This window comes from Brevundimonas sp. GCM10030266 (genome assembly GCF_042666595.1).
GTDB lineage: Bacteria > Pseudomonadota > Alphaproteobacteria > Caulobacterales > Caulobacteraceae > Brevundimonas.
Genome location: NZ_JBHTCY010000003.1, coordinates 154,368 through 167,201, shown reverse-complemented (window position 1 = coordinate 167,201; position 12,834 = coordinate 154,368). Strand labels below are relative to the sequence as shown.

Genomic DNA, 12,834 nt, shown 5'->3' with positions numbered 1-12,834 from the left:
ACCATGACCCGTCCCCTTGCTGAGCTTCACGTCGCCGTCCTGATGGGCGGGCTGTCGTCCGAGCGCGAGGTCTCCCTGAGCTCCGGCAAGGGCTGCGCCGATGCGCTGGAAGGGCAGGTGGCCCGGGTCAGCCGCGTGGACGCCGGCCGTGACCTGGCCCAGGTGCTGGCCGAGCTGAAGCCGGACGTGGTGCTGAATGCCCTGCACGGCGAATGGGGCGAGGACGGCTGCGTCCAGGGCATCCTCGAGACCCTGCAGATCCCCTACACCCACTCCGGCCTGCTGGCCTCGGCCCTGACCATGGACAAGGACAAGACCAAGTCCGTCCTGCGCGCCGCGGGCGTGGTGGTGCCGGGCGGCGGCCTGTTCGACCGGCACGAGGTGGCCAGCCGCCACGTCATCCCGCCCCCCTATGTGATCAAGCCCAACGCCGAGGGCTCGTCCGTCGGGGTCTATCTGGTGCCGGAAGGCGCCAACGGCCCGCAGGCCGAGGTCGGCGCGCCCGACTGGACCTATGGCGAAGAGGTGATGGTCGAGCCCTATATCCGGGGCAAGGAACTGTGCGTCACCGTTCTGGGCGAGGCCGCGGGCCCGCGCGCCCTGACCGTCACCGACATCACCCCGGTGAAGGGCTTCTATGATTATGAGGCCAAATATTCGCCGGGCGGGTCGGTCCACAAGCTGCCGGCGGACCTGCCGCCCGCCGTCTTCGAGCGGGCGCTGCGCGAGGCGGAGTTGGCCCACAAGGCGCTTGGTTGCCGGGGCGTTAGCCGGTCCGACTTCCGTTATGACGACGTTAAGGACGATCTGGTTCTGTTGGAGGTCAACACCCAGCCCGGCATGACGCCGACTTCGCTCGTCCCCGAGCAGGCCGCGTACTGTGGACTGGAATACAAAGACCTTGTCCGGTGGATGGTGGAGGACGCCTCATGCCCGCGGTAGTTCGCGGCGGTCGGCGACAGAATTCGAGCCCGCCCCAGAAGCGCGGCGCCCCCCGGAACGGAGGGCGCGGTCGCGCGCCCCGTAACGCCTCGGCCATTCCCGGCAAGATGGCGGCCATCGGCCGTCTGGACCTGTCCCCGCGCGCGGTGATCCTCTCGATCGCGGCGGGCGTCCTGCTGCTGGGCGGGGTGCTGGCCACCGGCGCGCGGGCCGAGCGGATCAGCGCCTCGATGGGGCGCGGCGTCGACGGCCTGATGGTCGGCATGGGCTTCAAGCTGGAGAAGGTCTTCATCGAGGGCGAGAGCGCCGAGGCCACCGCCGCCATCCAGCGCGCGGTCCAGCTTCAGGCCGGCCAGCCGATCACCTCCATTGACCTGGACGCCGTGCGCGAGCGGGTCGAGGGCGTGGGCTGGGTGAAATCGGCGCGGATCGTGCGCCTGCTGCCCAACACACTGATCGTGGACGTCACCGAGCACGACCGTCTGGCGGTCTGGCAGGTCGGCGGCCGCAACCAGGTTATCGACGGCCAGGGCGCGGTCATCACCGGGGCGGACGCCGGTCGCTATCCCGAACTGCCGCTGGTGGTCGGGGTCGGCGCCGAACAGGCCGCCGCCGAAATCCTGCCGCTGATCGCCCAGCGTCCCCGCCTGATGAGCCGGGTCGAGGCGCTGGTGCGCGTGGATGAACGCCGCTGGGATTTGCGCCTGAAGGACGGCAGCCTGATCCTGCTGCCCGCCATCAACCAGGAAGCCGCCCTGATCCAGCTCGACGAGATGGACCAGCGCCGCCGGCTGCTGGAGCTGGGCTTCGCTCGCATCGATCTGAGAACCCCGGAAGAGGTCGCCGTCCGGCCCTCGTCCGGCAACGCATAAGACTAGAGGAACGGACATGGCCGGGCGGTCTGTGGACAAAACTGTTGATGGTCGCGGCGCGGCGGGGCGGACCCCGGTCGTGGCGGCGCTGGATCTCGGCCAGTCCAAGGTCGGCTGCTTCATCATGAAGCCCGAGGGTGTTCGCCACGCTGACCGCACCGTGCGGGTGGCCGGGGCAGGGCATGTCCAGTCCCGCGGCATCAAGGGCGGCGGCATCATCAGCATGGAAGAGGCCGCCCAGGCCATCGGTCATGCGGTCGAGCGCGCCGAGCGCGCCGCCGGGTCTCCGGTCTCGGGCGTGGTCGTCACCACGGCCATTGGCCAGATGGCCAGTCATCGGGTGCAGTCGCGGGTCTCGCTGAGCCAGAACCCGGTCGGCGACGCCGATCTGGCGCGCGCCATCGGCATGGCCCTGGCGCAGATCCGCCTGCCCAATCGCCGTCCGATCCACGTCCTCCCGATCACCTGGTCGGTGGACGGAGCGCGCGGCGTGCATGATCCCCGCTCGATGCGCGGCCATTCGCTGGGGCTGGACCTGCTGGTCGTGTCCATGGCCGAGAGCGCCTTCATGGCCCTGAGCCACTGTCTGGAGCTGGCGCATCTGGATCTGCAGGGCGTGGTCGCCGCGCCGGTCGCCTCGTCGCTGGCGGCGCTGGAAGACGACGAGATGGATCTCGGCTGCGTCTGTATCGACATGGGCGGCGGCGCCACCTCGGCCGCCGTTTGGGGCGGGCGCAGCCTGCTGCATATCGAATCGCTGAACGTCGGCGGCGATCACGTCACCGCCGATATCGCGCGCGGCCTGTCCACCTCGCGGGCGGGGGCCGAGCGCCTCAAGACCCTGCACGGCTCGGCCATGGCCTCGGCCAATGAAGACCGCGAGATGCTGGAGGCCCCGCCGCGCGGCGAGGACGCCTCGGCCGGACCGGTCATCGTCCCTCGCGCCATGTTGAAGACGGTCATCGCCCCGCGCGTCGAGGAGACGCTGGAGCTGCTGCGTGATCGCCTGCGCGCCGCCGGTGTCGGGCTGGAGCCCGGCGCGGGTCTGGTGCTGACCGGCGGGGCCAGCCAGCTGAACGGCGTGCGCGAGCTGGCCGTGCGGGTGTTCGACCGCCCCGTGCGACTGGGCAAGCCGCAACGCGCGCCGCACCTGGCCGACGCGGCGTCGGGGCCGGCCTTCTGCTCGGCCGCAGGTGTTCTGCTGCGGGCCGCCTATGGTCCGCGCGAGGCCGTTTCGGCCCGCAAGCTGATGTCCCGCCAGATCACCGCCGCCGATGCGCCCAAGGCCCATACGGGCGGGATTGTGGCGCGGGCCGCTGGCTGGTTGCGCGAAAACCTCTGAGCGATTCCGACTCGTCGCGAGGCTCTCATCGTCCCAACAGGGCGATAGTTTTGCCGTTTTTCCGGCGATAGCAGCGGTTTTTCTCTCCTGCGTGGCGAGAGTGTGTCCGGATTGTAACAACCGAGGTCTTGATTGGTCGCCAAGCCGCCACAATCCCTTGTGGCCGACGGCGTTGCTGCTAGCGTGGGCTTCGAAGCAGTGTCCCACGTCTCGTGGGGCGCGGCGTCTTGCATTCATTATCGGTTGGGGCCCAACACATGCTAATCAAACGCAAGTATCTCTTCGGCACTACAATCCTGGCAGGTGTCATGGCTGTGGCTGCTCCGGCTCTGGCGCAAACCGCGCCGACGTCGAGCCAGCAGCAGGACCAGCGTACGTCGCAGTCCAGCAACACCCAGGACTCCGCCGAGCTGGGCGAAGTCGTCGTCACCGGTACGCGCATCCGCAACCCGGAATACACCTCGGCCTCGGCCGTGCAGGTTCTGACCTCGGAGAACGCTGACGCCCGCGGTATCCCGGACGTCGCCCAGGCCCTGCTGAACTCGACCCTGGCCGTCAGCTCGTTCCAGCTGAACGACCAGCTGACCGGCTACGTCACCGCCGGCGGCGGCGGCACCCAGTCGGTCGCCCTGCGCGGCGCTGGCCCGCAACGCACCCTGACCCTGCTGAACGGCCGTCGCGCCGGTCCGGCCGGTACCCGCGGTCAGGTTCAGGCCTTCGACCTGGGCGTTATCCCGGGCGGCGTGCTGGAGCGCACCGAAATCCTGAAGGACGGCGCCTCGGCGATCTACGGCTCGGACGCCGTCGCCGGCGTTATCAACATCATCACCCGTCGTGACCTCGACGGCGGTTCGATGAACGCCTTCTACAGCCAGCCCTTCGAAGACGGTGGCGAGCAACTGCGCCTCGACGCCTCGTTCGGCCGGACCTTCGAGCGCGGCTACTTCAACATCGCGGCTGAATACGCCAAGACCTACATCCAGCGCCGCGGCGACCGCGACTACACCAGCTGTACGCTGGACCTGCTGCGCGACCCGATCACTGGTCAGCGCCTCGATTACATCGATCCGATTACCGGCGACTACAAGTGCTACAACCTGAACACCAACTATGTCTCGCTGCTGACCACCGGCCAGAACATCGTTCGGATGCAGCCGGGCTACACCTATCCGACCGCCCTGCAAGGCAACAACGTCCGCGCTGACCTGTCCACCGAATGGGCCCGTTTCAACCGCGCCGGCTTCCCGCTGACCTACCAGTACACCCCCAGCGATCACCCGCTGTGGCGGGAAGCTTCGGTTATCAGCCCGAACGAGCGTCAGTCGATCTTCCTGTCGGCCGGCTTCGACCTGACCGAGAATGTCGAGCTGTACGGTGAGTTCCTGTACAACAACCGCCAGTCGAGCCAGATCGGCGTGGCGCAGGTGTTCCAGAGCTTCGCCCAGCGCAACATCGTCAGCGGCGCCGGCAACTTCCTGCCGGCCTCGAACCCGAACAACCCGTTCGGCGAGAACGTGCAGACCGTCGCTCCGTACGCCTCGAGCAGCTTCCAGGACGTTGACTACTACCGCGGCGTCATCGGCCTGCGCGGCACGTTCGGCGACTGGGACTGGGACGTTTACGGCCAGTACTCGCTGTCGGACGCCGACTACAACAACGGTCCGCGTATCTACCTGGACCGCTTCCTGGCCCTGAACAGCCCGAACGTCGCCTGTACGAACACCCCGCTGGGCGGCAACGTCTCGAACTTCGACTGCTCGGCCCTGCCGGGCGGTATTCCGTGGACCAGCGCCCGCGTGCTGGCCGGCGACTTCACGGACGCCGAGCGTAACTTCCTGTTCTTCACCGAGAACAACACCACCACCTACGACCACGCCTACATCGAAGGTACGATCAGCACCCCGAGCCTGTTCACGCTGCCGGCCGGTGATGTCGGCGCCGCCTTCGGCGTCCAGTACCGCAAGGAAGAGATCGACGACACGCCGGGCGCCCAGGCCATCCTGCGCAACACCGCGCTGTACACGACCTCGGGCCGCACCGCCGGTTCGGACACGATCAAGGAAGCCTTCGCCGAGCTGGACATCCCGCTGCTGGCGAACATGCCCTGGTTCGATGACCTCCGCCTGAACCTTTCGGGCCGCCTGTCGGACTACGAGTCCTACGGCAGCAGCGAGACCTACAAGGTGGGCCTGAACTGGGCTGTCACGCCGGAAGTCCGCTTCCGCAGCAGCTACGGCACCTCGTTCCGCGCTCCGGCGCTGTACGAACAGTTCCTGGGCGCTCAGGTCGGTTACCAGGGTCAGACCATCGACCCCTGCTACAACTACCTCGAGAACGAGTCGATCGATCCGGCCGTGCTGGCGGGCTGTATCGCTGACGGCGCCAACACGACCCTCGGCGGCTCCAGCGTCGCCGTGTCGTCGGTCGGTGGTCGCGGCGTCCTGACCGCCGAAACCGCTGACAACTTCACCATCGGTTTCGTGATCACCCCGCAAACCCTGCCGATCAGCGTGGCGGTGGACTACTACGAGTTCACTGTTAACGACGCCGTCAGCCAGCTGGGCGCCACCGAAATCATCACCCGCTGCTACCAGGGCCGTACCGCCTTCTGCGACCTGTACACCCGCGTTGGTGGCACCGGCGCCGATGCCGGTCGTCTGGCCACGGTCAACAACTCGTACACCAACGTGTCCGAGCAGAATAACCGCGGTATCGACGTCCAGGCCCGCTGGTCGGAAGAGTACTCGTTCGGTCGCCTGACCATCGAGTCGGCTCACAACTTCAAGCTGGAAGACTCGGAAGTCATCGAAGGTGAAACCACCAACTTCGACGGCCGTACCTTCAACCTGGGCGGCCCGGCCTACTCGGGCAACCTGTACATGACCCTGTCGCGCGGTGACTTCTCGTACTTCTACGGGATCGACGTCATCGGCAGCGGTAGCGACGTGGCCGACCAGGGTGGCGTGATCTTCGGCAACTCGAAGTACGTCGCTCCGAACGGTGTGCTGTACGACTTCGAGACCCCGGTCTGGACGACGCACTCGGCTTCGATCCGCTACTCGAACGACGCCGGCTGGACCGCTTCGGTGGGTGTCCAGAACCTGTGGGACGAGTCGCCGCCGATCATGGGCGCCGCCAACTTCCGCGTCGGTACGGCCGCTCTGAACGGCTACGACATGCGCGGTCGTCGTCTGTCGCTGCGTATCGGCCGCCGCTTCTAAGCGAACGTCGAGACAAGGAATGGGGGCGGCTCTTCGGAGCCGCCCTTTTTCTTTGCGCGAGGATCGGGGATCGAAACGTCGGCGGGAACGCGCAAACGCCCCGGCGCCCGGGTTTTTCCCGTGAAGGTTAACGAAATTGCTGGCGACCAACCCGACTCAGACTATCCGGTAACACTCCCTTAAGCAGTTCGGGCGCTTCCTTAACGCGCTCATAACCAATGTGATTCGGCGGGGATCTCGCATTGGGACTGCAAAGGGCAGGGTCGGAATTAGGGTCGGAAAAATGTCTCTCTCGCTGGTGCGTCCGCAAGCCACGGAACTGAAGCCCCGGATCGTCGTCTTCGGCGTCGGCGGCGCAGGCGGCAACGCCGTCAACAACATGATCGACGCTGGCCTTGAAGGGGTCGAGTTCGTCGTCGCCAACACGGACGCGCAGCATCTGTCGTTCGCCAAGACCGACCGCCGCATCCAGCTGGGCGAGACCATCACCCAAGGCCTGGGCGCGGGCGCCCATCCCGAGGTCGGCATGAACGCCGCCGAGGAATCCGCCGAGGAAATCTTCGGGCACCTGGACGGCGCCCACATGGTCTTCATCACCTGCGGCATGGGCGGCGGCACCGGCACCGGCGCGGCTCCGGTCATCGCCAAATGCGCCCGTGATCGCGGCATCCTGACCGTCGGCGTCGTGACCAAGCCCTTCACCTTCGAAGGCCGTCACCGCATGCGTCTGGCCGAGGCCGGCATCGCCGAGCTGCAGCGCTATGTCGACACCCTGATCGTCATTCCGAACCAGAACCTGTTCCGCGTCGCCAACGAGCGGACGACCTTCGCCGACGCCTTCGGCATGGCCGACCAGGTCCTGCACTCGGGCGTGCGCTCGATCACCGACCTGATGATCCTGCCGGGCCTGATCAACCTCGACTTCGCCGACGTCCGCGCCGTCATGTCCGAGATGGGCAAGGCGATGATGGGCACCGGCGAGGCGACCGGCGACGACCGCGCCCTGATGGCCGCCCAGAACGCCATCGCCAACCCGCTGCTGGACGAGACCTCGCTGAAGGGCGCCAAGGCCGTGCTGGTGAACATCACCGGCGGCATGGACATGACCCTGCTGGAAGTCGACGAGGCCGCCAACGCCATCGCCGGCGAAGTGGACTCGGACGCCAACATCATCTTCGGCGCCGCCTTCGATCCGCAGCTGGAAGGCAAGATCCGCGTCTCGGTCGTGGCCACCGGCATGGAAGACATGGCCGCCGCCAAGGCCCCGCCGTCGTCGGGTTCGCAGGGCTTCGACACCCGCCGTCCGGCCCCGGCCTTCGCGCCGCGCGCTTCGGAGCCCGTGCGTTCCGAGCCGGTCCGCGCGCCCGAGCCGGTCCGCGCCCGCATGGAAGAGGCCCCGATCGTCCCGTCCTTCCAGCAGCCCGCCCAGCCGTCCTACGGCGCGGTCGCCAAGGCGCCCGAGCCCAAGCCGGAGCCGGTGATCCACGTCGCCGAGGAGCGCTCGCTGGAGCCGATCGTCGATCCGTGGGTCGAGGAGTTCGAATCCCGCCCGGCCGCCGCCGCGCCGCAGGCCCAGGGTGATCTTTACATGGACCGCGCCGCCCCCGCGCCGGAGCCGGCCCCGCGTCCCGAGCCGGCCTATGACGACGGCTATGACGACCGCGATCACCGCAAGAGCGGCTGGAGCCTGTTCGGGAAGAAGCGCCAGCAGCCGCAACCGACCTATCCGTCGAACAACGGCCGCCAGACCGAAATGCGTCACACCAGCCAGACCCAGCCGACCATCGAGCCGGAGCTGGGCCAGGCCGAGGACGATCTGGAGATCCCGTCCTTCCTGCGCCGACTGGCCAACTGATCACCGCGCATCGCTGACGAAGCCGCCCCGGAGGAGACTCCGGGGCGGCTTTGCGTTGGGGCTCAGTCGTTGATGGCCTCGACGCCCGACTGATGCAGGCGGGCGAGGTGCTCCTTCATCGTCTTCAACTGCTCCGGCGCATGGCCGCTCCAACCCATGACCTCGCCGAGGATCCGGAGACCGTCCCGGCTGCGGTAGGAGCAGGTTGGATTGCCCGGAAATTTCTGGTCGGTGAGATTGGGGTCGTCTTCCCAGGGGCCGGTGGGCTCGACCACATAGATGCGGCCGGGGCCGTCTCCGACCGCCAGTTCCGCTCCCCAGACGGCGGCATCCAGCGTGGCGGCCATGTAGACGAAGGCCGCCTTGTCACGGCTGCCGTAGTTGGAGTTGAAGCCCGGCTGGATCAGGTCGCCAACCTGAAGGGCGACCCTTGCACCATGGAAGAAGGAGGGGGTTCCCGGCGTGGCTGTCGTCGTCATGGGTACACCTTCTGAAGATGGCGGCTCTCCCGCCGAAGGCCCCGCATTCTGCGCATGAAAGGCCGTTCGCCAATTCTTGAATCCGGATTTCTTGCGCCCACATTCCAGTCAGGCGGGGGCCGCGAACTTCAGAACATGGTGTTGGCGTTCTCGGCCCTTTCAGGAACCCGTTGCAGCACGTCCCAGTGCTCGACGATCCGTCCGTCCTCGAAGCGGAAGATGTCCATTCCCGCCCAGTCGACGTCTCCGGGCCACGCCTGACGGGTGTGCAGGACCACGAGGTCGCCCTCGGCGACGGTCCGCAGGATGTGAACCCGCTTGCCGGGGTGTTCGGTCGCCATGCGTTCGAAATAGGCGATGAAGCCGTCCTTCCCGTCCGGAACACCCGGGTTATGCTGAATGTAGCGGTCCCCGACATACCGTTCGATCGCCTCGCGCGGGCGACACCGGTTGAACATCAGGTCGTAGAAAGCCTGTGCTGTCAGCGTGTTGGCGTCGGTGGACATGGGGCTCTCCGCGGTCGGCTGGCCAACGGATCGGGTCTGCCCCTGTTCCGGCATTAACGAAACAATCCGAAACCCGACTTTCATTTCGCGCTTGCGAAGGGGCCGCTAGACCGTGCGTGGGGCGAACTCCGCACGCAGAGGCGGAGGCGCAATTGAGAAGAGAGTTCGAGTTTGTCGGTCCGTAACGACCATCTTCAGAAGACGACCGTCGCGCCCGCGATCATCGCCGGCGTGGGCGTGCACACGGGCGACCGCGTGCGTCTGGCCGTGCGTCCGGCGCCGGTCGGCACGGGCATCGTCTTCGTCCGCACCGACATCACCGACCGTGACAACCGCATCCCCGTCTCGGGTGAGGCGGTCGTGGACGCCCGCCTCAACACCATGATCGAGAACGCGGCGGGCGTGCGCCTGTCGACGATCGAACACCTGATGGCCGCCTTCGCCGCCCTGGGCGTGTCGAACGCCGTGGTCGAGGTGGACGGCCCCGAGCTGCCGATCCTGGACGGTTCGGCCCTGCAGTTCGTCCAGCTGCTGGACCGCGCCGGATTCCGCAAGCAGGAAGCCCCGGTCCGCTACATCGAGATTCTGGAGCCGATCCGCGTCCAGGAAGGCGACAAGTCGGCCGTCCTGCTGCCCTGCGACCGCTATGAGATGCGGTTCGAGATCGACTTCCCGACGCCGGTCATCGGCAATCAGGTCGTGGACTTCGTCGTCGACGAGCAGACCTTCCGCGACGAGATCATGGCCGCCCGCACCTTCGGCTTCGCCCATGAGGTCGAGGCCCTGCGCAAGGCCGGTCTGGCCCGCGGCGGCAGCCTCGAGAACGCCGTGGTCATCGACGGCGACCAGATCCTGAACCCGGGCGGACTGCGCATGGAGCGCGAGTTCGTGAAGCACAAGGCGCTGGACGCCATCGGCGACCTGTACGTGCTCGGCGCCCCCCTGCTGGGCCGCTATGAGGGCGTGAAGGCCGGCCACGCGATCAACAACCTGCTGGTCCGCGAACTGCTGGCCAACCCGCAGGCGTGGCGCGAGGTCGTGCGCGTGCCTGAGATGGCGATGGCGGGCTGAAAGGCATGCGGCGCTTCGTAACGGCGCTGCTGCTTTCGCTTTTCTGCATTTCAAACGCTGCGGCGCAGACGGCGCGTGAACCGCGTCGGCTTGAGATTCCGCGCGGAGACGGCACGACCATTGATGTCGCCATCTGGGATCGGGGCGAGGGCGCTTCTGGCGCCACCTTGGTGCTGGGCGGCTCTGACTGCCTGAAGAACGAGTATCGCGGCTGGATGCCTCGGGTCATTGAGGGGGCGACGACGCGCTGGGTCATCTCCGTCGACAAGGAGGCGGCGTGGGACAACCCGGACGCCTGCGACCCGGCCTATGAGGCGGCGTCGGTCGAGCCCCGGCGGGCTCTGGATGTCATCCGGGCGATGACCTGGCTGAAACGCGACCTGTCGCTGCCGCAGACCGGAGGCTTCCACGTGATCGCAACCTCGGCGGGCGGCATGCCGGCTTGCGCCGCGGCGGGCGCGACGGAGGACGTCGGCGCGCTGGCCCTGATGAGCACTGCGGGCGGCGCCTCGTTCGAGGCCGACATGCGACAACTGACCCGCAACGCCGGACGGATCGGCGAAGAGATGGACCGGGTTCGTTCCGACCCCCGCCTTGGCCAAACCTGGCTGGGCGGCACCAATCCCGAGATCTGGTGGTGGTCGGCCCTGCCGCTGGACTGTTCTGGTCAGATGGACGGCTGGCGCGGTCCGGTGTTGATCCTGCATGGCTCCGAGGATCAGTCCTCGCCGGTGACCTCGGCCCGCCGCCTCGCCGAGGTACTGGGTGGCCGGGAGGGCGTCGAGGTCGAGTACCGGGAATTGCCCGGCGCCGGACATGACCTGTTCATCGCCGCGGAGACGAAGCCCGATGGCGGGGACGGGCTGGACATCGCGCTGGGCTGGCTGTCGGCGCGCGCGACCGACTAGGCGGCATTCGCTGTTTGACCGTGGCCGGTCCGGCCTCCAAACACGTTGGATGACCATCCGCAACATCCCCGATGACATGGCGCCCGAAGCCGTCGCGCAGGTCGACGCCATTCTGGCCACGATCCGCCGGGAGGAAGGCGTGCACATTCCGCTGGCGGTCGAGAGCGGCAGCCGGGCGTGGGGGTTTCCATCGCCGGACAGCGACTACGACGGGCGCTTCCTCTACGTGCGCCCGGCGCGGCAGGCCCTAACCATCTGGCCGCGTCGCGATGTGATCGAGACGCCTTTGGTCGGGGATATGGACGTCAACGGTTGGGATCTGTCCAAGGCCCTGCGATTGCTGCTGAAGGGCAATGCGGTCGTGGTGGAGTGGCTGCAGTCGCCGATCCTCTACACCGCCGAGCCGTGGTTCCGGGACGAGCTGCTGGCCTTTGCAGATCAGTGGCTGGATCGGGACATGGTGCTGACCCACTACCTGCATCTCGGTCGGCGGCAGAAGGTTCTGTATCTGGATGACCAGAGCGCGGTGTCGCTGAAGAAAGTGTTCTATGTCCTGCGCCCGGCGGTGGCCCTGCGCTGGTTGCGCCTGCACCCCGACAAGGCCGTCGCGCCCATGCATCTGCCGACCCTGATGGCGGAGTGCGATCCGCCGGGCGATCTCGTGGAAACGGTGGAAGAACTGCGGGCCCTGAAGGCCATGACCCGGGAAATGGGCAAGGGGACGATGCCGCCGTCGATCCTCAGCTTCATCGAGACCGAGTTCGCCGCCGCCGATCCGGGCGAGCGGTCCTTCATCCCGCGCTCCGCAGACGCGGAACGGGCCGCCGATGAGCTATTCGCGCGGGTGACCCTGCGGCTGGACGGGCTCAGCCCAGGCTGATCGCGCTCATCAGCCGCCCGAAGTCCGGCTCCCCGTTCAGGAACGCTCGGCGGTTGGAGAAGAACTGCACTTCGTCCGCGCGCGTGTCGTGCCCGGTCCATGCGGCTTCGCCCACACCCGCCTGCTCCAGACGCCACAGAACGAACGCGGGCAGGTCGAACAGGCGTTTGTCGGGGGCGGACCCGGGGATGAAGAACCGCTCGCTGCCCGGATCGTGGTGGGTGAAGCGGTCCTCGAAATCGGCGCCGACCTCATAGCTGGCCTGGGCGATGCAGGGGCCGACGACGGCGACGATGCGCGACGGCTCGGCGCCCAGGGCCTGCATGGAGGCGACGGTGGAGTGGACCACCCCGCCCAGCGCCCCCTTCCAGCCTGCGTGGGCCGCACCGACAATGCCGGCCTCCGGATCGGCGAGCAGGACCGGGGCGCAGTCGGCGGTCAGGACGCCGCAGATGACGCCGGGCGTGGCGGTGGCGACAGCGTCGCCCTCGGGGCGCTCCCCCTTCCAGCCCGCCTCGGCCACGCGGCAGACGGCGGAGTGGATCTGGTAGCAGGCGGCGATGTCGTCCGGCGTCCCGCCCATGTGGGCGGCGATGCGGCGGCGGTTCTCGGCCACGGCGGCGGGATCGTCGGTGGAGCCCAGGCCGGTGTTCAGGCTGTCATAGATCCCGCCCGACACGCCGCCGCGGCGGGTGAAGAAGCCGTGGCGGACGCCCGCGCGGTCCAGCAGGGGGTGGGTGATCGGCTCCAGCGACATG

General features: G+C 67.7%; 11 protein-coding genes. 8 read left to right on the top strand and 3 right to left on the bottom strand.

The features are described 5' to 3' along the window. Positions 1-3 precede the first annotated feature (3 nt). The 5 genes from ACFQQC_RS10570 (at position 4) to ftsZ (ending at position 8,232) form a co-directional block, all read left to right on the top strand. Positions 4-942, top strand: coding sequence for a D-alanine--D-alanine ligase (locus ACFQQC_RS10570; protein ID WP_376862356.1), 939 nt, complete (start codon positions 4-6; stop codon positions 940-942). Then, positions 930-1,814 carry a cell division protein FtsQ/DivIB gene (locus ACFQQC_RS10565; RefSeq protein ID WP_376862355.1) on the top strand — a complete coding sequence of 295 codons (885 nt, stop codon included), beginning with the start codon at positions 930-932 and terminating at the stop codon, positions 1,812-1,814. Before ACFQQC_RS10570 ends, ACFQQC_RS10565 begins: the two co-directional genes overlap by 13 nt. A 16-nt stretch (positions 1,815-1,830) precedes the next feature. Continuing rightward, positions 1,831-3,156 carry a cell division protein FtsA gene (gene ftsA, locus ACFQQC_RS10560; protein WP_376862354.1) on the top strand — a complete coding sequence of 442 codons (1,326 nt, stop codon included), beginning with the start codon at positions 1,831-1,833 and terminating at the stop codon, positions 3,154-3,156. A gap of 257 nt (positions 3,157-3,413) precedes the next feature. Continuing rightward, the gene (locus ACFQQC_RS10555) at positions 3,414-6,377 is read left to right on the top strand and encodes a TonB-dependent receptor plug domain-containing protein (RefSeq protein WP_376862353.1); all 2,964 of its coding nucleotides are present in this window, start codon (positions 3,414-3,416) and stop codon (positions 6,375-6,377) included. 283 nt (positions 6,378-6,660) lie between these two features. Then, positions 6,661-8,232 (top strand): cell division protein FtsZ, encoded by a 1,572-nt coding sequence (ftsZ, locus tag ACFQQC_RS10550; protein ID WP_376862352.1) that lies wholly within the window; start codon positions 6,661-6,663, stop codon positions 8,230-8,232. Between the two features lie 62 nt (positions 8,233-8,294). Here the strand turns inward: ftsZ and arr are convergent, their stop codons facing one another. Continuing rightward, on the bottom strand, positions 8,295-8,711 hold the full coding sequence (gene arr / locus ACFQQC_RS10545) for an NAD(+)--rifampin ADP-ribosyltransferase (RefSeq protein ID WP_376862351.1): 417 nt from the start codon (positions 8,709-8,711) through the stop codon (positions 8,295-8,297). 128 nt (positions 8,712-8,839) lie between these two features. After that, positions 8,840-9,217, bottom strand: a complete 378-nt coding sequence (locus ACFQQC_RS10540; RefSeq protein WP_376862350.1) for a nuclear transport factor 2 family protein — start codon at positions 9,215-9,217, stop codon at positions 8,840-8,842. Positions 9,218-9,388: 171 nt separating this feature from the next. On the opposite strand from ACFQQC_RS10540, the gene lpxC reads away from it, so the two are divergent. Genes lpxC through ACFQQC_RS10525 form a run of 3 tightly spaced genes read left to right on the top strand, consistent with a single transcriptional unit; the run spans position 9,389 to position 12,076 of the window. Continuing rightward, positions 9,389-10,288: a UDP-3-O-acyl-N-acetylglucosamine deacetylase gene (gene lpxC / locus ACFQQC_RS10535; RefSeq protein WP_376862349.1), complete on the top strand. Its 900-nt coding sequence runs from the start codon at positions 9,389-9,391 to the stop codon at positions 10,286-10,288. 5 nt (positions 10,289-10,293) lie between these two features. Next, positions 10,294-11,196 (top strand): alpha/beta hydrolase, encoded by a 903-nt coding sequence (locus tag ACFQQC_RS10530; protein ID WP_376862348.1) that lies wholly within the window; start codon positions 10,294-10,296, stop codon positions 11,194-11,196. A gap of 49 nt (positions 11,197-11,245) precedes the next feature. Then, positions 11,246-12,076, top strand: a complete 831-nt coding sequence (locus ACFQQC_RS10525) for a DNA polymerase beta superfamily protein (RefSeq protein WP_376862347.1) — start codon at positions 11,246-11,248, stop codon at positions 12,074-12,076. Here ACFQQC_RS10525 and pgeF read toward each other — a convergent pair. Then, positions 12,063-12,833 carry a peptidoglycan editing factor PgeF gene (pgeF, locus tag ACFQQC_RS10520; RefSeq protein ID WP_376862346.1) on the bottom strand — a complete coding sequence of 257 codons (771 nt, stop codon included), beginning with the start codon at positions 12,831-12,833 and terminating at the stop codon, positions 12,063-12,065. The genes ACFQQC_RS10525 and pgeF overlap by 14 nt on opposite strands. Between the last annotated feature and the right edge of the window lies 1 nt (position 12,834).

Excerpts from the sequence above, each read along its gene's own strand:
- ACFQQC_RS10570 (WP_376862356.1), top strand. The coding sequence starts at position 4 with ATGACCCGTCCCCTTGCTGAGCTTCACGTCGCCGTCCTGATGGGCGGG.
- ACFQQC_RS10565 (WP_376862355.1), top strand. The coding sequence starts at position 930 with ATGCCCGCGGTAGTTCGCGGCGGTCGGCGACAGAATTCGAGCCCGCCC.
- ftsA (WP_376862354.1), top strand. The coding sequence starts at position 1,831 with ATGGCCGGGCGGTCTGTGGACAAAACTGTTGATGGTCGCGGCGCGGCG.
- ACFQQC_RS10555 (WP_376862353.1), top strand. The coding sequence starts at position 3,414 with ATGCTAATCAAACGCAAGTATCTCTTCGGCACTACAATCCTGGCAGGT.
- ftsZ (WP_376862352.1), top strand. The coding sequence starts at position 6,661 with ATGTCTCTCTCGCTGGTGCGTCCGCAAGCCACGGAACTGAAGCCCCGG.
- arr (WP_376862351.1), bottom strand. The coding sequence starts at position 8,711 with ATGACGACGACAGCCACGCCGGGAACCCCCTCCTTCTTCCATGGTGCA.
- ACFQQC_RS10540 (WP_376862350.1), bottom strand. The coding sequence starts at position 9,217 with ATGTCCACCGACGCCAACACGCTGACAGCACAGGCTTTCTACGACCTG.
- ACFQQC_RS10530 (WP_376862348.1), top strand. The coding sequence starts at position 10,294 with ATGCGGCGCTTCGTAACGGCGCTGCTGCTTTCGCTTTTCTGCATTTCA.
- ACFQQC_RS10525 (WP_376862347.1), top strand. The coding sequence starts at position 11,246 with ATGACCATCCGCAACATCCCCGATGACATGGCGCCCGAAGCCGTCGCG.
- pgeF (WP_376862346.1), bottom strand. The coding sequence starts at position 12,833 with ATGTCGCTGGAGCCGATCACCCACCCCCTGCTGGACCGCGCGGGCGTC.